Source organism: Erythrobacter sp. Alg231-14 (assembly GCF_900149685.1).
GTDB lineage: Bacteria > Pseudomonadota > Alphaproteobacteria > Sphingomonadales > Sphingomonadaceae > Erythrobacter.
In genome coordinates, this window is the sequence record NZ_LT702999.1 from 1,777,518 (window position 1) to 1,798,746 (window position 21,229).

Genomic DNA, 21,229 nt, shown 5'->3' on the forward strand with positions numbered 1-21,229 from the left:
CCGGTTAGGACGGACCCTCGCCGTTCGATTCAGGCTCACTTTGTGCGAGCTCACCCTTGGTCACGCCCAACAGATCGGCCAATTGTGACTGTTCTGCGCCCGACAGATCGGAAAAACTTCGCCCGGCGGGAAAGTCACTTTCGATGCTGGCGGTCGCCGACATAATCGCGGGAAGCCGCTCCATCATTGCAGGCATCATCTCATTCATGGATGACATAACTTGCGGATCGGCAAAGACCAAAAAGCTCTCGGCGGCGTATTTCTTGCCGACATCTGTTTCGAAATAGGCGCTCAAATCCATCAATTCTTCATTGGTGAAACGCACCGCATAGGCCCGCGCAAGACCGGCGCGATAGGCTGGCTCAATTTCCAGCATGATTTCGCCAATCTGCGTAAGCATCAACCGGCTCATCGCGCTGTTTCGCTCTTCCGCCGCTGGGTCAAGCAGAGCGACCGCTTTGGCCAAACGCTCTGCATCAAGATTCGACAAATCAAGCGGGCTGAGGCCCGTCAATTGGGACAATGCAATCGTTGAATTGCCGCCCAGATCACCCATCATTGCATCGATCATCGGCGCCATGCTTTCATCCATCATGCGAGCATAAGTCCCTTTCGGGAATAGCTTGGATACAACCAACATCGCAGCCGGCAGGCGCTCTTCTTGTTCAGCGCTAAGAGGATCGGCGGTGCCGAACATGTCGCCGAACAAATTGCCCAATTCACGGGCTTGTTCCGCGGTCAATTCTTCGCCCGAATTCTCTTGCGCCGCCGCTGGGGCCGCAGCCCACAGCAATGCGCAACCGCCAATGCCTGCCAAGATTGTGCGTTTCATTGCAGTGTCCTTCTATCGAGCCAGTTTTTGTTAGCCGTGATCGGCTCTGGTGACTTAGTGCCCGACACTTTCACCGCGTTCCAGTCCAGAAAGCGCAAGTTGTTCATCAATCTGCGCAATCAACCGTTCGAGCCCAGCATCTGTGTCGCTTTCAGCGCGCGCCACCAACACATCTTGCGTGTTGGACGCGCGCAGCAACCACCAACCGTCCTTGGTGTTAACCCGCACCCCGTCGGTCGCGTTGACCTCTTCAACCTGTGGTCCCGGATTTGTGGTCAAACGCTGTGTGATCTCGTCCATAGCCGGGAATTTACGGGCTTCATCAACCTGAAAACGCATTTCGGGCGTGTTGAGCATTTCAGGAATCGCACCGCGCAATTCGGTAACTGACTTACCCAAACGCGCAGACGCCGCGATCAAACGCAGACCGGCATACAATGCATCGTCAAAACCGTAATATGTATCGGCAAAAAAGACGTGGCCGCTCATTTCACCGGCCAATGGGGAGCCTGTTTCCTTCATTTTGGATTTAATCAGGGAATGGCCGGTCTTCCACATCAACGGCTCTCCGCCATGCGCGGCCACATGATCAAATAGAGCGCGACTGGCCTTTACGTCGGCGATGACAGTGGCGCCTTTGTGGGTTTTGAGGACATCTTCGGCGTAGATCATCAGCAATTGATCGCCCCAAATGACTCGGCCCGCGCCATCGATCGCACCGATCCGGTCGCCATCACCATCAAAAGCCACTCCAAAATCGAGGTTCTTCTCCGCGACGAGCGCGCGCAAGTCGGCCAAATTGGCCTCAACCGTTGGATCAGGATGGTGGTTTGGAAAATGTCCGTCGACTTCAGTAAAAAGCAAATGATGCTCGCCCGGCAACTTCGCCGCCAAAGCCTCGAGAGCGGGACCAGCGGCGCCATTGCCAGCGTCCCATCCGACCCGCAGCCCGTTGAGCGCGTCAGCGGGAATATCGACCAAGCCTTCGAGCATGCGCTCGACATACTCGCCAAGGATGTCGAGCGACGACGTGCCCCCGGCACCGTCGGCCCAGTCCCCCGCTGCTGCCAATTTCCCGAGCTCCTGGATGTCCGCCCCAAAAAACGGTCGCCCTTGAAATACCATTTTGAAGCCATTGTAATTGGGGGGATTGTGGCTGCCAGTTATCTGAATGCCGCCCTGTACATTTTCGCGTGACGCCTCTGCATAATAGAGCATCGGCGTTGCGCTCATCCCGATCCGCAAGACATTGCACCCGCTCGCGGTCAGCCCTTCGACCAAAGCGTGTTCGAGCATGGGCGAGCTAACCCGTCCATCATAGCCAACCGCGACGGTTGGTGACGGATTGCTGTCACCTTCTGCCAAGCGAAGCATCGATCCAAATGTACGGCCAATCGCGCGGGCATCATCCGGCCCCAGTGTCTCACCGATAATTCCGCGGATGTCATATTCGCGCAAAACGGTTGAATCGAAATTATGGGCCATGCCGGTGTTCCTCAAATCTCTTAAATCAATAACTGGGTCGTTTTATTCGTCATCGCCGTAAACAATCGGCGTGAAAGAATTGTTTCGCATGATCCACGGCACCTCGCGGACCGGACGCGGTCAATCCTTGTCGTCGGAGGCGCTGGGTTCGCACCCGGCAACCGCAGGAGGCTCACCCAAATCGGCCAACAACAAATCGCGCGCTTCATTGGCGGCGTGCACTTTTTCGTTTGTGCCGCCTCTATCCGGATGAACACGCGTAATCAAAAGCCTATGGGCCGCCAAAATCTCCGCCCGATCCGCCTTGACCGAAACACCCAACAAAGAACGCGCAGCTCTTAACTTTCCCGTGTTGCTGTTTGGCCCGGCGGCCAAAACCCATGGCCACACCCCTGTCGCCCAACGGAACATCACAGTTAAAGCCAACAAGATGATGGTAATTTTGATGATCATTGTGAGATTTTCCTCACGCCTTTTGTCTTCCCATTTCTAACGGGCGAAACAGGCTTTTCAAATTCCGGCAACTTTAACGCCTGCAACAAGGTGCGCAATTCTTGACGCGCGACCAGATGGCTGGTGCCCAAATCGCCCAATTGCCCTTTGTCCAACAAAGTCAGGCCCGAAGGGAACAACTCACGATAGATCACCCGTTCGGACAATCCATGGGTCACACGAAAACCAACGCGCTTCGACATTTCAGTAAGAGCCTTTTCGATCCGCGCCATATTGCGCGCTTCGGTATAACCAGTGCGGTTGCGGACCACGATCCAGTCCATTTCCGGCCGCGCGTTTTCAATTGTCGCCCGGCTTCGCTTCATGCGCGCTTCCCAAATCAATTCTGCAAAGAACGACAGTTTTTGCACCTTGAAGCTTTCTGGGTCCACTTGGCCAATAAGGTCAAAATCGACAAAGCTATCGTTCATCGGCGTGACCAATGTGTCCGCCTGCTCCACGGCACAGCGGGCGAAGGGATCATCGCGGCCCGGATTGTCGATAATCAGAAAATCACAATCCCTTTCCAACCGGTCCATTGCGATCAACAATGCCTGCTCACTGCGACCTTTGAATACTTCGCATGCCGGTGTCGGCAATTCCGCTTCGCGCCGCTGCATCGTGCGAAACCGATTTTCCATATAACGGTGCGTGGTCCGTTGGCGCGGATCCAAATCCAAGACGGTGACGCGCGCGCCCATATATGACAACGCCACAGCGATATGGACAGCGGTGGTCGATTTGCCCGTGCCGCCCTTTTCATTCGCAAAAACAATCCGATACGCAGATTTTGAAGCGCTTGATTGGGCAGGCTTGGAGGCAGGCTGGGAGGCAGGCTTGGGTTTCATCCCGGTCTTAATTCCTTCTGCGGAAGAACAATGTGGAACCGCCGAAACGGATTAAGGCGTGCACTTTGAGTGTTGCATTGATTTTGGGCGGCCTTCAGTGGCTTTCAGCGGAACAGCCAAGCGGCTATCACAAGACCATCAACCATTGCACCATGATATCCAAGGGGGAAAGCCCGTGCAAACCGCAGACACGCTCGATGTGTTGAGAAAGCAGATTGCAGCACTCAACGCAGGCGCCGGAGGCTCCGATTTGCCCGGTGGACCTACAATTGGATTGGTGCCCACAATGGGCGCTTTGCACGATGGACACCTAACATTGGTGCGGCGTGCGCGCGAAGAATGCGACCATGTGGTCGCGTCGATCTTTGTGAACCCCACGCAATTTGGCCCGGGCGAAGATTTGGATGCCTATCCCCGGCAATTGCAAGCAGACGCGGAGATGTTGGCAGCGGAAGGCTGCGACATATTGTGGGCGCCCAGCGCGGCCGAAATGTATCCGGATGGCTTTGTGAGCAGCATTTCCGTTACCGGGGTTAGCGAAGGTTTATGCGGAGCCGATCGGCCCGGTCATTTTGACGGCGTCGCCACCGTCGTTTGCAAGTTGTTCCATCAGGTTCGTCCAACGCATGCGTTCTTCGGAGAGAAGGACTTTCAACAACTCGCTGTTATCCGGGCGATGGCGCGCGATTTGGATTTGATGGAACCCCATGTCCGATCCATCATAGGCGTCTCCACTGTACGTGAGCCCGACGGGCTCGCCATGTCCAGCCGCAACCGATATTTATCCGAAGATGACCGTGCCTCCGCCGCCGCTTTGCCGCGCGCGATGAAAGCGGCAATCGCCAATATGGAAGACGGGAAAGATGTAACCGCGACATTGGCCGATCTGCGCACCGAATTGTTCGCGGCGGGCTTTGCCAAAATTGACTACGCCGTATTGGCCGATAGCGCTTCGCTTGCGCCTCTTGCTGCGTTAGGGGATCGCGCGGCGCGGCTCTTGGTCGCTGCGCGGATTGGGGGGGTCGACGGCTCGACGCGGCTGATCGACAATATGGCTGTTGGCTGACGAATTAATGGGACGGATCGCTTGAGATATCTTTGGGACAATTTCGCCTTTAGCCTGCTGTTCACGCTGGCCGCGCTTATCTGTGCGGGCTGGCTGGGTTATTCGGGCGGCGGGCTTTGGACTGGCGCGTTATCAATGATCTTTTTGGCCGGGGTTTTGGGCGTGATGGAAACATCACTCAGCCTGGACAACGCGGTCGTCAACGCATCGGTTTTGAAAGACATGGATCCGGTGTGGCAACGCCGTTTCCTGACTTGGGGCATTTTGATCGCGGTATTCGGAATGCGGATCGTCTTTCCGGTTCTTATCGTGGCGTTTGCCGCTTGGGTTTCCCCATGGGAAGCGGTGACCATCGCGATCTCTGATCGTGAATTGTACGAAACCACCGTAACCAATGCGCATATCGGGATATCCGGTTTTGGCGGAGTGTTCCTCTTGCTGGTCGGCCTCACCTTCTTTTTTGATGAGGACCGCGAACATTTGTGGATCTCTCCGATTGAAAGGCCGCTGGCGGCGCTCTCAAAAATACCATTTGCGCCTTACGTTTTTACGGCCGCTGCGCTTGGCGGATTGTGCCTTTTGATCAGCGGGGACGACCGGACCACGTTCCTCATTGCCGGATTTTCAGGCCTAGCCACATTCTTCGTCGTCGAGATGATCGGCAACCTGCTCGATGGCGACGTTGATGAGACAACGGGTCAGGTCGCGCGATCCGGTGCGGGCGGCTTCATCTATCTGGAATTTCTCGACGCTTCATTCAGCTTTGACGGGGTGATCGGGGCTTTTGCTATCACCAACGATATTCTGCTTATCGCTTTAGGATTGGGCATCGGTGCCATGTTTGTGCGTTCAATGACGATCGCATTGGTAAAAGGCGGCACGCTGACGCAATTCCGGTTTTTGGAACCGGGCGCGTTTTACGCGATCATCGCGCTGGCGTGCATCATGCTTTTGTCGATTCGTTTTCACGTTCCGGAAATTATTACGGGATTGTTGGGCGCGACCATCATCGGAATCGCCCTTTGGCATTCAATCCGCCATAAAAAACGGTTCCCGGATGAGTATGCCGAAGACGGTCAAGCCGAGGCAATTATGCCAACAGGCGACGTGCGCAAAGACATTCATACGCAGTAGTGCTTGACGGGTCCGCGCCCTTAGTGGCAATGGCACCGGCACCGAGCGGGCGGGTATAGCATAGTGGTAATGCTCCAGCCTTCCAAGCTGGCTAGAGGGGTTCGATTCCCCTTACCCGCTCCATTCGCGTTGCTGATGCCATGTCGATCTTTCAATCGGCGCATGCGAACAAACTACACATCCCCCAAACAAAACTTTGTGTTGTTTCCGCAAAGCGCGCACTAGCTGCACTGTCATGCGTAACTTGACCCATCTCGAACGGCTCGAAGCCGAGAGCATCCATATTTTTCGTGAAGTCGTGGCAGAAGCGGAAAATCCCGTGATGCTGTACTCGGTCGGCAAAGACAGCTCCGTCATGCTGCACCTGGCGCGCAAGGCATTCTACCCTGCACCCCCGCCATTCCCGATGCTGCACGTGGCCAGCGGGTGGGATTTTCAGGCGCTGATCGAACATCGCGACAAGACGGTGCGCGAATATGGGTTGGAACTCATCATTGCGCAAAACGAAGACGCCGAGGAACAGGGCATCAATCCCTTCGACACCGGCAGTGCTCTGTATTCTCAAGCGCAATTGACCGACCCGTTAAAGCGGGCATTGACGAAGCACGGTTTTGACGCAGCCTTTGGCGGCGGGCGACGCGATGAAGAGAAGGCGCGAGCGAAAGAGCGTGTGTTTTCGTTCCGCACGGCGTCTCATCGGTGGGACCCCAAGAATCAGCGCCCCGAATTGTGGAACCTCTACAACGCGAAAAAGAACAAGGATGAAAGCATCCGGGTCTTTCCGATCTCCAATTGGACGGAGCTCGATATCTGGCAATACATTGCCCTAGAAAATATCGACATCGTGCCGCTTTACATGTCTCAACCCCGACCCACGGTTGAACGTGACGGTCTAACCCTAGTCGTGGATGATGATCGGTTCCGGTTCGAAGACGGCGAAGAGCCAGTGACCAAATCGGTCCGTTTCCGGACGTTGGGTTGTTACCCGCTAACCGGCGCGACAGAGAGCGACGCCACCGATATGAGCACCATCATCCAAGAAATGTTGCTTGCCACCGGATCGGAACGCCAAGGGCGCGCCATCGACAAGGGGCAATCAGCTTCCATGGAAGACAAAAAGCAAGAGGGGTATTTCTGATGACCGCTCCAGACAGCTCATTCCAAACTGATGCTTTGATCGCAGAGGATATCGACGCCTACTTGGATCAGCATCAACACAAAAGCCTGTTGAGGTTCATCACCTGTGGCAGTGTGGATGACGGAAAATCGACCCTGATCGGGCGCTTGTTGTACGATTCCAAAATGATCTTTGAAGATCAATTGGCCGTCTTGGAAAGCGACAGCGCAAAGCACGGCACGCAAGGGGATCAGATTGATTTCGCCTTGCTCGTCGATGGTTTGGCGGCGGAACGCGAACAAGGCATCACCATTGATGTCGCCTATCGCTTCTTCACCACCGAAAAACGCAAATTCATCGTGGCCGACACACCGGGCCACGAACAATACACGCGCAACATGGTAACCGGCGCATCGACCGCTGATCTCGCTGTGATCCTCGTCGATGCCCGCAAAGGCATTTTGCAACAGACACGGCGGCACAGCTATCTCGTGCACCTGTTGGGGATCAAACATTTGGTTCTGGCGGTGAACAAAATGGATTTGGTCGATTATGATCAAGCGACCTTTGACGCAATCGTTGCCGAATATGACGGATTCGCCAAAGAGGTCGGCATAGAAGGTTTTACCGCGATCCCGATCTCTGGGTTTAAGGGTGACAACATCACCCGCAATTCAGATGGCGCGCCATCGGCCAACACCCCTTGGTATGATGGGCCAGCATTGATCGAACATTTGGAAAATGTCGATGTCGCAAACACCGCGGCGCAGGAACGGACATTCCGTATGCCTGTGCAATGGGTGAACCGCCCCAACCTCGATTTCAGAGGGTTCGCTGGTCAGATAACCGGCGGCACGATCAAGCCGGGCGACCCGGTTCGAATTGTCCCGGCTGGCAAGACCAGCACAGTCAAAACGATCAACACGTTTGACGGTGATTTGGATGAAGCGGTCGCCGGTCAATCGGTGACCATTACGTTGGCCGATGAAGTGGATTGCAGCCGCGGCGATGTGATCGCGGCGGCGGGCGACCCGCCAGAGGCATCCGATCAATTCTGTTCAACCCTCGTTTGGATGGACGAGGTCGCGTTGAAACCCGGTCGAGGATATTGGCTGAAGCTGGGCAGTCAATTGGTCACCGCGACTGTGCAGCAACCCAAATACGAGATCGACGTGAACAGCCTCGATCATCTTGCGGCCAAATCGCTGGAATTGAATGCAATTGGCGTCGCCGAATTCTCGACGGATAAGCCGATAACATTCGAGCCCTATGCCAAATCGCGCGAACTGGGTGGGTTCATCCTGATCGACAAATTCACCAATGCAACCGTCGCAGCGGGCATGATCGAATTCAGCCTGCGTCGGGCGCAAAATGTGCATTGGCAGCCCACAACCATCACGCGCGATGACCATTCAGGAATGAAGAACCAGAAACCGCGCGTCTTGTGGTTCACCGGGCTTTCCGGGTCTGGAAAATCGACAATCGCAAACGAAGTTGAAAAGCAGCTGGCCTTGATGAATCGCCACACGTTCCTTTTGGATGGCGACAATGTTCGGCACGGCTTGAACAAAGATTTGGGCTTCACCGAAATGGACAGGATCGAGAACATCCGACGTATTGGCGAAGTGGCCAAGTTGATGGCGGATGCTGGTTTGATTGTGCTGACTGCGTTTATCTCACCCTTCCGTGCAGAGCGGAACATGGTGCGTGAGATGCTTCCCGATGGAGAATTCGTCGAAGTGTTCGTCGACACACCATTGGAAGTGGCCGAAGCGCGCGATGTAAAAGGCCTCTATAAGAAGGCTCGCGATGGCGAGCTGAAAAACTTCACCGGGATCGACAGCCCCTATGAAGCGCCAGAGGCCCCAGAAATCCGCGTGAACACGGTTGATATGACCCCGGTGGAAGCGGCAGAGTACATAATCAGTCAGATCATGCCTCTAAAATGAATGCGACCATTATGAGCGTCCAATCAATGCCCGTAAACGCGATGAGCGATGCTCAACTTGCTGCCCATTTGGCACAGATTGCCGGTCGGCTTTTGATCAACGTTCGCGATGCCGGCGTGTTTGAAGGCAAAGCGTTGGGCGGTGCGGGCGATGCGACGGCGAACGAATTCTTGTGCCACGCCCTGCGCTCGGCCCGGCCGGATGACGGGTTGTTGTCCGAGGAAGAAAAGGACGATGCAGCGCGCCTTTCAAAGAGCCGCGTTTGGATTGTCGATCCCGTCGATGGCACTCGCGAATACGGCGAAAAGCGCAGCGATTGGGCCGTCCATGTTGGCCTATCGATCGATGGCGTTGCCAGCGTTGGCGCGGTCGCTTTACCCGGTCAGAGCGATGCAGCGGGCAATCCCGGTCTGGTCTTGCACACCGATGATGCTGGTCCGCTGGCACAGGCCGCAGAGACGCCACGGTTCCTTGTCAGTCGATCACGCCCCGCCAAAGAAGCCGTCGCCGTTTGCGATGCTTTGAACGGCGAACTGGTGCCCATGGGAAGCGCCGGTGCCAAGGCGATGGCCGTGGTTCAGGGGCAAGCTGAAATCTACCTACACTCGGGCGGTCAATACGAGTGGGACAGTTGCGCCCCGGTGGCCGTTGCAATGGCCCATGGCCTGCACTGTTCGCGAATTGACGGATCGCCGATCCAATACAACCGCGCGGACCCCTACCTTCCCGACTTGCTCATCTGCCGCCCAGAATATGCGGATGAGGTTTTAGCCTTGGTCAAGCGAGGCGCCTGATTCGTAACCTTCGATCCGTTCGCCTTCGGGCGGGATGATTAGGATTTCGACCCGGCGATTGCGGGCCCTGCCTTCTTCGTTCGGAGTGCCATCGGGTAAGGCATTGGGTTCAATCGGATTTTGTTCTCCAAACGCAATAATTGTGAACCGGTCTTCATCGACGCCCAAATCGATCATGAAATCCCGCACGCTTTCTGCACGAGTCATTGATGCGCGTTCGTTCGCCGCGTCTGATCCGCCGGCGTCGCTGTGACCGCGCAACACAATGGGGCCCTGCAACATCAATTGTTCCGATGAAGTCACCTGCATGATCGCCATCGATGCCGCTTCATCAATGCCAGCGCCGCCATCCGGAAAACCAATTATCGCATTCAACGGCTCAAGAGGAGCCGGCGGCGTTTCGGGTTGTTCAATATCAGCGCGCAGGATCGAGACACCTTTGGTCGGTTCCGCCTCAGGTGATTGGGTCGATGCTTCTGACCCGATGACCGTTGTTGTTGGCTCTTCTCCGGTCCGATCCTGATCAACATCCGCTTGAGAATTTGTGCCACACCCGGTCAAGGCCGCCATCGCAACCAGCGCCATAATGAAATGTGATTTCGCCATTGGGTCCTCTCTCCGATCCGTCATGGTCACGACAATTCTGCTTTTGGCGCACCGAGCGTTGGCTTTCTCTGGGATTCCTCAGCAGTTTTAAGCCGTGTGGGCGCGAATGTGATGATTGTGTCTCCGGGGCGCGGTTCGGGCTTTGCTGCGTGGGTGAAAAAGCGCAGCGTTCCCGTTTCGCGCACGAGCAAAAGCATCGCCGCGCTATCGGGTAGAATCTCAACCGCATCGTCAAAAACAAACGCATCGGACAATTTCGTTTTCTTGAAAACCCAACCTTGACGTTGGCGTTCGTTCACATCGGTGACGCCAAAACCGTCCTCGAATAGAGCGCGCCCACGAATGCTCTCTGGCAAAGCGTGGCGATCATCGCCTTCGCTGTCCTCGCCCAATTGATAGACCGAATCTCGGCCGATCTCGTGCGCAAATTCGTTGCAGACAAGCGCGTTGTAAGCCTCATTCTCGGTCGCCGCGACAAGCACCTGAAACGGTGACAGGTCCAAATTGTGTTCCGTCGCTTCGTTCAATATCTCTCCGTGATAGAACGGCAGGCCTTCGCGACGCGCTGCGCTTAGGCTCTGCCAGCTGGAATCGACAATCATGACGGGCGTTTTGACCGTCTCCATCTGTTTGGCCAGTGCAATGGTCCAAGGGGTGGAGCCCACGATAAGCAGACCTGGACGCGACGTGCCTTTCACGCCAAGCCATTTCGCCACGATGTTGATCGTGAACCCATGGGCGATCACGGTGATGACCACCACGGCAAAGCTGAGACCGATAAGCAGCTGACCTCCTTCGATCCCAAGATCACCAAGCCGCAAAGCAAACAGACCCGAGATTGCTACGAGGACGATCCCGCGCGGTGCGATCCATGCCACGAACAATCGCTCATTCCATGGGACATCGGTGCCGATCAAACTCAACAGAACGGTCGCTGGACGAACGAAGAAAAGCAGCGCGAGCAAGAACAACAAAGGACGGTAACTGGTTTGGAGATAGGTCAATTCCTCCCATTTGAGGGAGGATGAGAGCAGAATGAAAATGCCCGAGACCAATAGGATCGCAACATTCTCTTTGAACGGATGGATCGATCGGATGCTGGCCACATCGCGGTTGGCCAATGTGATCCCCATCACCGTCACCGCGACCAATCCGGCCTCATGCTCGATCTGATTGGTAAGCACAAAAACCGCGATCACCACCGTGAAGAGGACGGGAACTTTCAGATATTCGGGGATCGCACCGCGCGGGAAAAGAAAGGCGATGAGCCGTGCCGCCCCGTAACCGACCAAACCAGCGAGCACGGCAGAAATGATCAAAGGTGGGACCACATCGACGAGCGTGGCGTCGGGGAATTCATTGACCCGACGGAAATATTCATAGGCAATGACCGCGCACAATGCCCCGGTTGGGTCGTTGACGATCCCTTCCCACTTCAGGATCGAATTGGGCCGAGTTTGAATGTTCGCTTGGCGCAGAAGTGGGATCACCACCGTGGGTCCGGTGACGATCAATATCCCCCCGAACAAAACCGCCACCGGCCAAACAAGCCCTGCGATGTAAAATCCGGCCAATGACCCAAGAGCCCATCCGATCAAGACGCCAACAGTCGCCAATCGGATCACCGCTTTACCCGAATGGCGCAGCTCTCTTAGGTCGAGGCTCAAACCCCCTTCGAATAGAATTAGAGCGACCCCGACGCTGATCATCGGATCAAGCATGTCGCCAAAGGCCGCCTCTGGATCGATTAAGCCCGTAATCGGGCCGGCGATAAATCCTGCGGCCAGCATCAATACAATGGCCGGCCAACCGGTGCGCCACGCTATCCATTGGGCGCCCACACCAAGGGTGCCGACAATGGCGATTACGACCGCCTGCGATTCCATGGACATGGTTACGCGCCTCGCCGAATTGTGGGCGACACCAAGGCCGTCACACAGCCAGCGACCGAACTATATGAACGAAGCGTCTTCAATCGCCATCAAACTGCATAAGAGCGCGAACATCCACATCGGCAGCTCGCAACTTTTCGGCGCCGCCCAAATCTGGGAGGTCAACGACGAACAGTGCGCTTTTCACACGTGCCCCGGCCATGCGCAACAATTCTACCGTGGCAAGCGCGGTCCCGCCTGTGGCGATCAAATCATCGACGATGACGACATTATCATCCGCGCTCACACCTTCCGGGTCCATCTCCAAACGATCCGTCCCGTATTCTAAGGCGTAATCGATCCCGATGGTCTTCACCGGCAGCTTTCCGGGCTTTCGCACAGGCACGAATCCGATACCCAATTGAACCGCCGCCGCAGCGCCAAAGATAAAACCGCGCGCCTCCATTCCGGCGATCTTGGTCGCACCTGCGTTGCGGGCGATCTCGGCGAGTTGATGAACGCTGGCAGCCAACCCCTCTCCATCACCGATCAATGTCGTGATGTCGCGGAATTGAATGCCGGGTTCTGGGAAGTCGGGCACGGTCCGGACTAACGATTTGAGCGCATCGGATGTCATCGCTGTCGCACTCACGCCAATCTCCTCACACACTTACTCGCACGCCGCATCACAAAAAGAAACGCCCCATCATCGCGTTTGGATGATGGGGCGTTTCAAAAATTCCAAGCCCGAAGGCTATGCTTATTTCTTCGGCTTCATGCCAGCCCAAATTTGTTTGTAGGACATGAAGGCGAGGAAGGTCGCAAACAACAGGAAGCCCAGCACAAACCAACCGGTCTGTTTGCGTTGAACCAATGAAGGTTCCGCCGTCCAAGTCAGGAAGGCCGCAATATCAGCAGACATCTGTTCCGTGGTCGCTTCGGTGCCGTCGGAATAGGTCACAATGCCCGGCGTAAGCTGCGGCGGCATCGCAATGTTGATGTTGTAGAAATGCTCGTTGAAGTAGAGACCCTGTGGGGTTTCAAATTCGGGTGATAGCGCCTGATCTGCTGGATCTGGCTCACCATAACCTTGCATCAACGAATAGATGTAGTTCGTGCCGTCGGGACGGGCTTTCGCCATCAACGAAAGATCGGGGGGGATCGCGTTGTTGTTGAATGCACGCGCTTCGACTTCGTTGGCGTATGGCGATGGGAATTGGTCTGTTGGCAAACCGGGACGCGTGATCGCCGATCCGTCTTTCTGATCAATACCCGGCACCTGCCAACTTGCAGCTTCGGCCCGGACTTCGGCATCCGAATAGGTCAATTCTTGAAGGTTACGGAACGCAACAAACTTCAAGCTGTGGCAGGACGCACAGACTTCTTTGTAAACCTGATAACCGCGCTGAAGTTGAGCGATATCCCAAGTCCCGGTCGCGCCTTCGAAAGAGAAGCCGCCTTCGGGAGAGATATTCTCTTCCTGAAACGCGTAATAATCAGGCTTTTCAGGAAAGCCGTCTGTGTACAGGGCAACAGTTCCCGGCAGGAGCGACCACAACAGCAATACTGCGGTGAGGCCGAGGCCTACGATGATGCCTCCAAGTCGAATGGTCATGACCTAACTCTTTCTCGTTTCGGGTCAGTTAAACAACGTCGTTTGTTCTTATTCAGCCGGCTGCGCCGCACCGTCGTCATCCTTGCCCAACACCGATTCAGTGATGGAGAATGGCAATGGCGTAGGAATTTCAATCTGACTGACGATCGGCAGGATCACCAGGAAGTGAAGGAAATAATACGCGGTCGCGATCTGGCTGAAGATAATATAGGGTTCTTCTGGTTTTGCGCCGCCCAGATAGAACAGGGCGAGCATGCACGGGATCAAACCGAACCAGAAAAATTTCTTGAACAGCGGACGGTATTGGCCCGAGCGCACCGGGCTTTTGTCGAGCCATGGCAAGAAGAACCAAACCAAGATCGAAGCGAACATGGCGATCACGCCAAGCAGCTTTGCAGGAATGATGGTCACACCGAACAATGCAAGGTCGCCGGTAAAGGCGCGCAGGATCGCGTAGAACGGATAGAAATACCATTCAGGAACGATCAGGGCCGGTGTCGAAAGCGGGTTCGCTTCGATGTAGTTGTCCGGGTGGCCAAGCGTGTTTGGCAAGAAGAAAACCATGAATGCGAAGAGGACCAAGATGACCCCCAATCCGAACCCGTCCTTTGCCGTGTAATACGGGTGGAACGGAACCGTGTCGCTTTCCTTCTTCACTTCGACGCCGGTCGGGTTCGACGAACCCGGAATGTGCAGCGCCCAAATGTGCAGAATGACAACGCCTGCGATCACGAATGGCAGCAGGAAGTGGAGCGAGAAGAAGCGGTTGAGGGCCGAATTGCCCGGCGCAAAACCGCCGACAAGCCATGTTTGCAGCGACTCACCCACCAATGGGATCGCGCCGAACAGACCGGTGATCACTTTAGCGCCCCAGAAGCTCATTTGCCCCCATGGGAGAACGTAACCCATAAACGCGGTCGCCATCATCAAGAGGAAGATGACCACGCCCAAAAGCCAGATCATCTCGCGCGGTGCTTTATAAGAAGAGTAATAGAACCCGCGGAAAATATGGAGGTAAATCACGATGAAGAAGAAGCTCGCGCCGTTGGCGTGGGCGTAACGCATCAACCAACCGTAATTGACGTTGCGCATGATGTGCTCAGTCTGAGCGAATGCGACTTCGGTGTTGGACGCATAGTGCATGGCCAAAACCACGCCGGTCACAATCTGCAAAACCAAGAAGAAACCGGCAAGGACGCCGAAATTCCACATATAGTTCAAATTGCGCGGAACCGGATAGCCAGCACCAACCGCGCTATAAACCAAGCGCGGCAGCGGCAGTTTTTCATCCATCCACTTTGTGAAAGCGGTTTTCGGTTCGTATTGCTTTGCCCAGGCGAAACTCATGATGTTCTCTCGGATCTCTCAGCGCGAAATGACGCGACTATCTTACAACGTGTTCGAACTTCGAAATGTCACCCGACTCGGATGACGCTTTCGGTAGCAAACTCAAATTCTGGTACAGCAAGGTTGGTCGGAGCCGGACCTTTGCGGATCCGCCCGGCAACATCATAGTGCGAACCGTGACATGGGCAGAAATACCCATCATATTCGCCCTTATCTTCGCCTTCGCCCGCGCCCAGCGGCACACAACCAAGGTGGGTGCAAACGCCGAGGTTAACGAGAATGTCGGCATTGCCTTCGCCCAAACGCTCTGCGAGCGTTTCAGGGTCGCGCATATCGGCTCCATCGTCGGCAACGGCTTCGGCGATTTCTTCGGCCGTCATCCGTTTCACGAACAAAGGCTGATCGCGGAATGTCGCTTTGATCGACTGACCCGGCTCAATCGCGGAAACATCGACATCGGTCGTGCTTGCCGCAAGTGTATCAGCCGTGGGGGCCATTTGGCTCACGAGTGGAAGAAGAACAGATGCGCCGCCAACACCGGCGGTGCTCAACGCTGCGATATGAATCCAATCGCGGCGACGCACGCCGTCTTGGGTGCCGTCTGCAGTGCCATCTACAGTGGAAGCCATGATGTATTACCCTGCTATTCTAACCACGATGAGAACGCCCCAAAGCGGATGCTGGTGAAAACTTTGATGCCACAAGCGGCGCCAAAGGCTCTTTCTTATAATCCAATCGAACCCGAATGCATCTTTTTCACATCCGATCTCGAATTTCCGCGCCATATACGTCAAACTGCCGCAAATCCAACCGTGTTTTGAGCATTCGATGTTCGGTTGTGTGCAAGCTGTTGAGTATCACGCCCTTTCATCGTGCATTTCCGGCACCCTAGGGAACCGCTATCGCACTGATTTGACGGCCGTAATTCGGTTCTCCCCCCATCGATGCTCGTCGGTATGAATGATACTGTATCGGATTGGCAAAAGTATCACGAGCGATGTCCGCAATATCCACAAGGCCGCAACGGCGCAGTTGTGCAACGACATAAGCGGGCAAATTGAAATGCCATCGTGCGACCCCTTCCCGTTCGGGTGCTTCGGCGAAGTGGGCGTCGTCTTCTGGTTTGAAATGTTCCCGAAACGCGGCGTCGACTTCGTAACTCGCTTGCGCAATTGTCGGACCAAGAACCGCAGTGATAGCGGCGCGGTTTGCACCCAACGCCTCCATCGCAGCCACGGTGTTCTCCAATACGTTGCCGCGCTCATTCCCGCACGCGCCGCGCCAACCGGCATGGGCAGCACCAACAATGCCGGCCTTTTTGTCGGCGAATAGGATGGGACAGCAATCGGCTGTCACAATACCCAACACCACATCGGTGCGTGCAGTGACCACGCCATCGGCAACCGGGCGGCCTTCGGGCGCGTCCGGCCAAAGCCTTCCCACGGTGACCACTTCGGGTGAATGGACTTGAAGCGGCGCGGCCATCGGTGCGCCCGATAGAATAGCGCTGGCCGCTACGGCGCGGATCAATCGCGTTTCATCGGTATCACCCGGTCCGCCATAGCCAAATTGATGACCGGTGCTCGATCCAAAAAAACCATGCGGAACACCGTCTAGGGCGTCTGAACGCTCTATATCAAAACGGTGCGCTTGGCCGCTATTGCTGGGCTCGCTTTCGGAAGGCGCGCCAGTTTCAGCCATCCAGACTGCGGCTCACTTGTTCAAATGTATCGCGCGACAGATTGTCCGCTTTCGCGATCCGTTCCAATTCTGCCTTCATCAAAGCCGCCCTCCCCGGTTCGATGCGCCGCCATCGACCCAATGGCGAGACGAAGCGTGCCGCAGTTTGAGGGTTAATTGGATCAAGCGCAAGAATCACATCGGCGATCATCCGATACCCGGCGCCACTGGCGTCGTGGAACCCTTGCGGATTTCCGGCAAATGCCATGTAAAGCGAACGGACGCGATTGGGATTGTTCAACGTGAAATCGGGATGGTTCGCCAATTCCTTCACCTGGGCAATCACATTCGGGTGCAAAGACAGCGCCTGAAGCGTGAACCATTTGTCGATGACAAGGTCATTGCCTTGGAACTTCTTATAGAATGCGTCCAATGTCGCCTGGCGTTCTGGGCGATCGGGCAGATCAATACCGCACAGAGTCATCAAGGCGCTTTGCCGATCCGTCATGTTGTCTGAACCGCCAAATTGACGCGTGGCCAAACGGGTCGCTTGGTGGGGATCGGCGGCCGCGACAAAACCAAGCACAGCGCTCGACACCTTGCGGGCTCCTCTTCCATTGGGGTGGTCATGCGGGGTCGCCGCCGCCTTTGAACCGGCGCTCGCCAGCTCCTCGGCCAAGGCGCACCCAATAGCTGCTTTCAATGCTTCGCGTGCTTCGTGAATGGCTCCGGGATCGGCTTTGGATGCGCCGCTGGCCATCGCTTCGAACAAATAGGTTTCGCTGGGCAGCATCATCAATTCGCCGCGCATCGCATCGTCCAACGCTGTATCGGTAAGAATCGCGCGGAATGCGTCGATCAGAGCCGCCTCACCATCGCCATTGCCCGAACCTTTGGCGACCGCGATCAAGTGGTTCACAGCGAGTTCCTGCACCGCTTCGTATCGGGCAAAAGGATCGTCATCATGCGCAGCAAGGAAGCCGAGATCCCCATTGGACAGATCGCGTTCAACCACAATGGGCGCTGTGTATCCGCGATTGATGGATACGACCGGATCATCACCTGCAAGAGGCAAATCAAAACTCTGGTGCGCTTCATTAAGAACAATCAATTGTTCTGCACCCAAAGCGCCAGTGGCGCGTGAATGGACGGCGACACGCAAGGGGATCGGCATCGGCTTTTTATCGGGTTGCCCCGGCGTCGCAGGGACGGTTTGCGCCAGACGCAGCGTCAATTTGTCGCCATGGACATCCTGCGTTACCACAACGCGCGGCGTTCCCGCCTGACGGTACCACAGACGGAACTGCGCGAGGTCCAGCCCTGCGCCATCTTCCATTGCGGTGATGAAATCTTCGCATGTCGCCGCTTCGCCATCATGGCGATCAAAATACAGATCGGTGCCTTTGCGGAAATCCGCTTCACCCGCGATGCTGCGCATCATGCGGATCACCTCGGCACCTTTGTTGTAGACGGTGGCGGTGTAGAAATTGCTGATCTCACGATAGCTGTCCGGCCGAATGGGGTGGGCCAAAGGTCCGGCATCTTCAGGGAACTGTGCCGCCCTTAAGATGCGCACATCTTCGATCCGTTTCACCGCCTCGCCGCGCATATCCTGCGAAAACAATTGATCCCGCAGAACAGTGAAGCCTTCTTTCAAGCTTAGTTGGAACCAATCGCGACAAGTGATCCGGTTGCCCGACCAATTGTGGAAATATTCGTGCGCAATGACGCCTTCGACCGCGTCAAAATCGCCATCCGTTGCGGTGTCGCTATCGGCCAAGACGTATTTCGTGTTGAACACGTTGAGGCCCTTGTTCTCCATCGCGCCCATGTTGAAATCGCTCACCGCGACGATGTTGTAGAGATCAAGATCGTATTCGCGCCCGAACGTCTCTTCGTCCCATTTCATGGAGAGGTGAAGCGATTCCAAAGCGTGATCGGTGCGGTCCAAGTCCTCTGCACGGACCCAAATATTGCATTCAACTTTGCGGCCGGAAACGGTGGTGAACGGCCCCGAATTGGCCACCAAGTCACCCGCAACCAGCGCGAAAAGATAGGACGGTTTGGGCCACGGATCATGCCATTCGGCAAAATGGCGTCCGTCTTCGAGGTCGCCTGCGTTTTCTTGGTTGCCATTGCACAAAAGGATCGGGAACAATGTCTTATCGCCGGCCATCTTGACGCTGTAGGTCGACAGAACGTCAGGCCGATCTGGGAAAAAGGTTATGCGGCGGAACCCTTCGGATTCGCATTGCGTGCACAACATTCCGTTGGAGGCGTACAAGCCCATCAAAGCAGTGTTGGTGTTGGGGTTGATCGTGGTTTCGATTTGAACCGAGTGAGATTCGCCCGGACCGGCGATCGTCACGACCAGATCATCGCCATCCAACGCGTATTGCGCCGCTTCGCCATCGACGATGACCGACGACGCTTTGAGCCCGTCTCCGTTCAACCTAAGCTCAGTCGATGGCTCAGCGGCCGGGTTCGGCTGTATCGTTAGGCGCGACGTGACCTTTGTCTTTTCAATCCCCAATTCGAAATGCAAATTGGTTTGCGGGATCAGCCACGCGAATGGTTTGTAATCAGAGCGCAAGATCAGCTGCGGCTCTTGGGGTGTGGTGACGCCGTCGGAGTTGCCTTCGGGGTTTGTTGGGGTCGTCGCAATATCCATAGCGGTTGATTTAGATTGATTTCGGCCCGCGTCCAGCGCCAGAAGCTTTCACATGGCTCGATTGTTGATTTTTGGACTCGGCTACACCGCCAAACGCATCGCCGACGCAATGGTTGCGCGCGGTTGGGATGTGGACGCCACCGGCAGCGACGGAAACATCGATTTTACCGATCATGGCGCGGTTAGTGCAGCCTTAGGCCGGGCGAGCCATGTGTTATCCTCGGTGCCACCCGATCGCAAACGTGGGGAGGATGCGGTGCTCGACCAATACGGATCATCCCTATCCAATATCTGGCTGGGATATTTGTCTTCGACCGGCGTCTATGGCGACCGACAAGGGGCATGGGTTGATGAAAGCGCGCCGACCGGCACCGGGCGGCGCAATGCGCGTTCCGATGCGGATCGCAGATGGGTTGAAATGGGTGCGCGCGTGTTCCGCCTTCCCGGCATCTATGGGCCAGGGCGCAGCGCGCTGGAACGAGTGCAAACCGGCAAAGCCCGCCGGATCGCAATGCCCGGCCAAGTGTTCAGTCGGGTGCACGTGGATGACATAAGCAGCGGCGTGGTTGCGGCCTTGATCGGTGATGCGCCCGCGGGGGCGTACAATTTGGGCGACGATTTACCAGCAAGCGGCAATGCCGTCACCGAATTGGCGTGCCAACTGCTTGGGCTGGAGCCGCCGCCGCTGCAAACATTGGAACAGGCGAATCTTTCCGAGCTGGCTTTGGGTTTTTATTCGGAGAATCGCCGTGTCGCCAATGGCAAGGCAAAGCGCGTGTTGGGCTGGAACCCGAAATACCCCACCTATGCCGAAGGGTTAGCGGCTCTGCTTTGAGCGCAAGGCCAACACCATTCCGACAACCGCCAAAATCATTCCGCCAGCGGTGAGGACAGTCCACTGATACCCTTCGAACACGGTTGAAATTAGCATCGCCACCGAAATCGTCAGGATCGAATTGTAGGCCGTGCGCCCCGCGCCAATCTCCCGCACCAAATTGTAATGCAGCGGAAAAGTTATGACCGATCCAATCAGCGCAAGATAAACGATCCCCGCCCAGTAATCGGTGCTTGCCGGGAATGGAGGCGGCCCCGCCGTTAGCAAGGCAAAGCCCAGATCAAATACGGTGCCATACAGCATCGCCCAAGCGAGCAAGCTGACCATTGGCACGCCGCGTCCGGTTGGGTTTGCTTGAATAACGTTCGCAATCGACGCGGCGAGGATACCGACAAAGGCAAGTCCTATGCCCAACGCGACGTTCCCGCCGATCACGCCAGCATCGGGATTGTCACTCCATTCGTGCACCAACAAGAACATGACGCCCGCAATCGCGACCGCGCTGCCCAACATGAAACCGCTTTGCACCCGTTCGCCCAAAAACAACCTGCCAAACAGAGCGTTGGGCACCATCAATAGCCCAAACATCATCGCAACAATGCCCGATGTGACATACAATTCCGCGTGATAGACGAACAGGAAATTACCGCTGAATTGAAAGACACCCACCAACGCGGCGAGCTTGTGCTCTGGACGGGTGAGCAGCAATCGACGTTTCATCAAAAACGCGACAAGAAACAACGCCGGGGTCGCCAGCGCAAAACGGTAAAAAACCGACCAAGCTGCAGGTACGCCGTCAATCTGTCCGGTGATGACGAACCATGTCGATCCCCAAATCGATCCGGTCAGGATAAACGGGATGATGACTTTCCAAGAAAGCATCGGAG

Annotated in this window: 19 protein-coding genes and 1 tRNA gene; 7 read left to right on the top strand and 13 right to left on the bottom strand. The window is 55.8% G+C overall.

Annotated features, from left to right (window positions below; genetic code table 11):
* Positions 1-4: 4 nt before the first annotated feature.
* The 4 genes from BQ8290_RS08470 to BQ8290_RS08485 form a co-directional block, all read right to left on the bottom strand.
* Positions 5-832: a DUF2059 domain-containing protein gene (locus tag BQ8290_RS08470; protein ID WP_108789280.1), complete on the bottom strand. Its 828-nt coding sequence runs from the start codon at positions 830-832 to the stop codon at positions 5-7.
* Between the two features lie 54 nt (positions 833-886).
* The gene (pgmG, locus tag BQ8290_RS08475; RefSeq protein ID WP_108789282.1) at positions 887-2,317 is read right to left on the bottom strand and encodes a phosphoglucomutase/phosphomannomutase PgmG; all 1,431 of its coding nucleotides are present in this window, start codon (positions 2,315-2,317) and stop codon (positions 887-889) included.
* 120 nt (positions 2,318-2,437) lie between these two features.
* Positions 2,438-2,770 carry a J domain-containing protein gene (locus BQ8290_RS08480; RefSeq protein WP_337661238.1) on the bottom strand — a complete coding sequence of 111 codons (333 nt, stop codon included), beginning with the start codon at positions 2,768-2,770 and terminating at the stop codon, positions 2,438-2,440.
* Positions 2,767-3,657, bottom strand: coding sequence for a division plane positioning ATPase MipZ (locus BQ8290_RS08485; RefSeq protein WP_108789284.1), 891 nt, complete (start codon positions 3,655-3,657; stop codon positions 2,767-2,769). Before BQ8290_RS08485 ends, BQ8290_RS08480 begins: the two co-directional genes overlap by 4 nt.
* A 175-nt stretch (positions 3,658-3,832) precedes the next feature.
* Between BQ8290_RS08485 and panC the strand changes: the two genes are divergently transcribed.
* From panC to BQ8290_RS08515, 6 genes are all read left to right on the top strand, one after another.
* Positions 3,833-4,723, top strand: a complete 891-nt coding sequence (gene panC / locus BQ8290_RS08490; protein WP_108792169.1) for a pantoate--beta-alanine ligase — start codon at positions 3,833-3,835, stop codon at positions 4,721-4,723.
* 21 nt (positions 4,724-4,744) lie between these two features.
* Positions 4,745-5,857, top strand: coding sequence for a DUF475 domain-containing protein (locus tag BQ8290_RS08495; RefSeq protein WP_108789286.1), 1,113 nt, complete (start codon positions 4,745-4,747; stop codon positions 5,855-5,857).
* A 49-nt stretch (positions 5,858-5,906) separates the two neighbouring features.
* Positions 5,907-5,980 (top strand) — tRNA-Gly (locus tag BQ8290_RS08500).
* A 73-nt stretch (positions 5,981-6,053) separates the two neighbouring features.
* A complete protein-coding gene (cysD, locus tag BQ8290_RS08505; RefSeq protein ID WP_337661239.1) occupies positions 6,054-6,995 on the top strand; it encodes a sulfate adenylyltransferase subunit CysD in 942 nt (313 codons plus the stop codon).
* Positions 6,995-8,923, top strand: a complete 1,929-nt coding sequence (gene cysN, locus BQ8290_RS08510) for a sulfate adenylyltransferase subunit CysN (protein ID WP_108789290.1) — start codon at positions 6,995-6,997, stop codon at positions 8,921-8,923. Before cysD ends, cysN begins: the two co-directional genes overlap by 1 nt.
* An 11-nt stretch (positions 8,924-8,934) precedes the next feature.
* The gene (locus BQ8290_RS08515; RefSeq protein WP_337661240.1) at positions 8,935-9,717 is read left to right on the top strand and encodes a 3'(2'),5'-bisphosphate nucleotidase CysQ; all 783 of its coding nucleotides are present in this window, start codon (positions 8,935-8,937) and stop codon (positions 9,715-9,717) included.
* Here the strand turns inward: BQ8290_RS08515 and BQ8290_RS08520 are convergent.
* From BQ8290_RS08520 to pepN, 8 genes are all read right to left on the bottom strand, one after another.
* Positions 9,691-10,323, bottom strand: coding sequence for an OmpA family protein (locus BQ8290_RS08520; RefSeq protein WP_337661241.1), 633 nt, complete (start codon positions 10,321-10,323; stop codon positions 9,691-9,693). The two genes, BQ8290_RS08515 and BQ8290_RS08520, sit on opposite strands and share 27 nt — an antisense overlap.
* A 26-nt stretch (positions 10,324-10,349) precedes the next feature.
* On the bottom strand, positions 10,350-12,209 hold the full coding sequence (locus BQ8290_RS08525) for a cation:proton antiporter domain-containing protein (protein ID WP_108789294.1): 1,860 nt from the start codon (positions 12,207-12,209) through the stop codon (positions 10,350-10,352).
* 85 nt (positions 12,210-12,294) lie between these two features.
* A complete protein-coding gene (locus tag BQ8290_RS08530; RefSeq protein WP_108789296.1) occupies positions 12,295-12,831 on the bottom strand; it encodes an adenine phosphoribosyltransferase in 537 nt (178 codons plus the stop codon).
* Positions 12,832-12,954: 123 nt separating this feature from the next.
* Complete coding sequence (locus BQ8290_RS08535) at positions 12,955-13,809, bottom strand: cytochrome c1 (RefSeq protein ID WP_108789298.1); 855 nt, start codon at positions 13,807-13,809, stop codon at positions 12,955-12,957.
* A gap of 48 nt (positions 13,810-13,857) precedes the next feature.
* Positions 13,858-15,156 carry a cytochrome b N-terminal domain-containing protein gene (locus BQ8290_RS08540; RefSeq protein ID WP_108789300.1) on the bottom strand — a complete coding sequence of 433 codons (1,299 nt, stop codon included), beginning with the start codon at positions 15,154-15,156 and terminating at the stop codon, positions 13,858-13,860.
* A 68-nt stretch (positions 15,157-15,224) separates the two neighbouring features.
* Positions 15,225-15,785, bottom strand: coding sequence for a ubiquinol-cytochrome c reductase iron-sulfur subunit (gene petA / locus BQ8290_RS08545; RefSeq protein ID WP_108789302.1), 561 nt, complete (start codon positions 15,783-15,785; stop codon positions 15,225-15,227).
* A gap of 259 nt (positions 15,786-16,044) precedes the next feature.
* Complete coding sequence (gene pgeF / locus BQ8290_RS08550; protein ID WP_108789304.1) at positions 16,045-16,857, bottom strand: peptidoglycan editing factor PgeF; 813 nt, start codon at positions 16,855-16,857, stop codon at positions 16,045-16,047.
* Positions 16,850-19,507 (bottom strand): aminopeptidase N, encoded by a 2,658-nt coding sequence (gene pepN / locus BQ8290_RS08555; protein ID WP_108789306.1) that lies wholly within the window; start codon positions 19,505-19,507, stop codon positions 16,850-16,852. The genes pgeF and pepN overlap by 8 nt, the downstream gene beginning before the upstream one ends.
* 52 nt (positions 19,508-19,559) lie before the next feature.
* Here pepN and BQ8290_RS08560 point away from each other — a divergent pair, with 52 nt between their 5' ends.
* Entirely contained in the window at positions 19,560-20,342 is a 783-nt protein-coding gene (locus tag BQ8290_RS08560) for an NAD(P)-dependent oxidoreductase (protein WP_108789308.1), read from the top strand.
* Here BQ8290_RS08560 and BQ8290_RS08565 read toward each other — a convergent pair.
* The gene (locus BQ8290_RS08565; RefSeq protein ID WP_108789310.1) at positions 20,325-21,224 is read right to left on the bottom strand and encodes an EamA family transporter; all 900 of its coding nucleotides are present in this window, start codon (positions 21,222-21,224) and stop codon (positions 20,325-20,327) included. The two genes, BQ8290_RS08560 and BQ8290_RS08565, sit on opposite strands and share 18 nt — an antisense overlap.
* Between the last annotated feature and the right edge of the window lie 5 nt (positions 21,225-21,229).

What these genes read in the sequence shown, in the direction of transcription:
- BQ8290_RS08470 (WP_108789280.1), bottom strand. Translation starts at nt 832, where the DNA reads ATGAAACGCACAATCTTGGCAGGCATTGGCGGTTGCGCATTGCTGTGG.
- pgmG (WP_108789282.1), bottom strand. Translation starts at nt 2,317, where the DNA reads ATGGCCCATAATTTCGATTCAACCGTTTTGCGCGAATATGACATCCGC.
- BQ8290_RS08480 (WP_337661238.1), bottom strand. Translation starts at nt 2,770, where the DNA reads ATGATCATCAAAATTACCATCATCTTGTTGGCTTTAACTGTGATGTTC.
- BQ8290_RS08485 (WP_108789284.1), bottom strand. Translation starts at nt 3,657, where the DNA reads ATGAAACCCAAGCCTGCCTCCCAGCCTGCCTCCAAGCCTGCCCAATCA.
- cysN (WP_108789290.1), top strand. Translation starts at nt 6,995, where the DNA reads ATGACCGCTCCAGACAGCTCATTCCAAACTGATGCTTTGATCGCAGAG.
- BQ8290_RS08515 (WP_337661240.1), top strand. Translation starts at nt 8,935, where the DNA reads ATGAGCGTCCAATCAATGCCCGTAAACGCGATGAGCGATGCTCAACTT.
- BQ8290_RS08520 (WP_337661241.1), bottom strand. Translation starts at nt 10,323, where the DNA reads ATGGCGAAATCACATTTCATTATGGCGCTGGTTGCGATGGCGGCCTTG.
- BQ8290_RS08525 (WP_108789294.1), bottom strand. Translation starts at nt 12,209, where the DNA reads ATGGAATCGCAGGCGGTCGTAATCGCCATTGTCGGCACCCTTGGTGTG.
- BQ8290_RS08530 (WP_108789296.1), bottom strand. Translation starts at nt 12,831, where the DNA reads ATGACATCCGATGCGCTCAAATCGTTAGTCCGGACCGTGCCCGACTTC.
- BQ8290_RS08535 (WP_108789298.1), bottom strand. Translation starts at nt 13,809, where the DNA reads ATGACCATTCGACTTGGAGGCATCATCGTAGGCCTCGGCCTCACCGCA.
- BQ8290_RS08540 (WP_108789300.1), bottom strand. Translation starts at nt 15,156, where the DNA reads ATGAGTTTCGCCTGGGCAAAGCAATACGAACCGAAAACCGCTTTCACA.
- petA (WP_108789302.1), bottom strand. Translation starts at nt 15,785, where the DNA reads ATGGCTTCCACTGTAGATGGCACTGCAGACGGCACCCAAGACGGCGTG.
- pgeF (WP_108789304.1), bottom strand. Translation starts at nt 16,857, where the DNA reads ATGGCTGAAACTGGCGCGCCTTCCGAAAGCGAGCCCAGCAATAGCGGC.
- pepN (WP_108789306.1), bottom strand. Translation starts at nt 19,507, where the DNA reads ATGGATATTGCGACGACCCCAACAAACCCCGAAGGCAACTCCGACGGC.
- BQ8290_RS08560 (WP_108789308.1), top strand. Translation starts at nt 19,560, where the DNA reads ATGGCTCGATTGTTGATTTTTGGACTCGGCTACACCGCCAAACGCATC.
- BQ8290_RS08565 (WP_108789310.1), bottom strand. Translation starts at nt 21,224, where the DNA reads ATGCTTTCTTGGAAAGTCATCATCCCGTTTATCCTGACCGGATCGATT.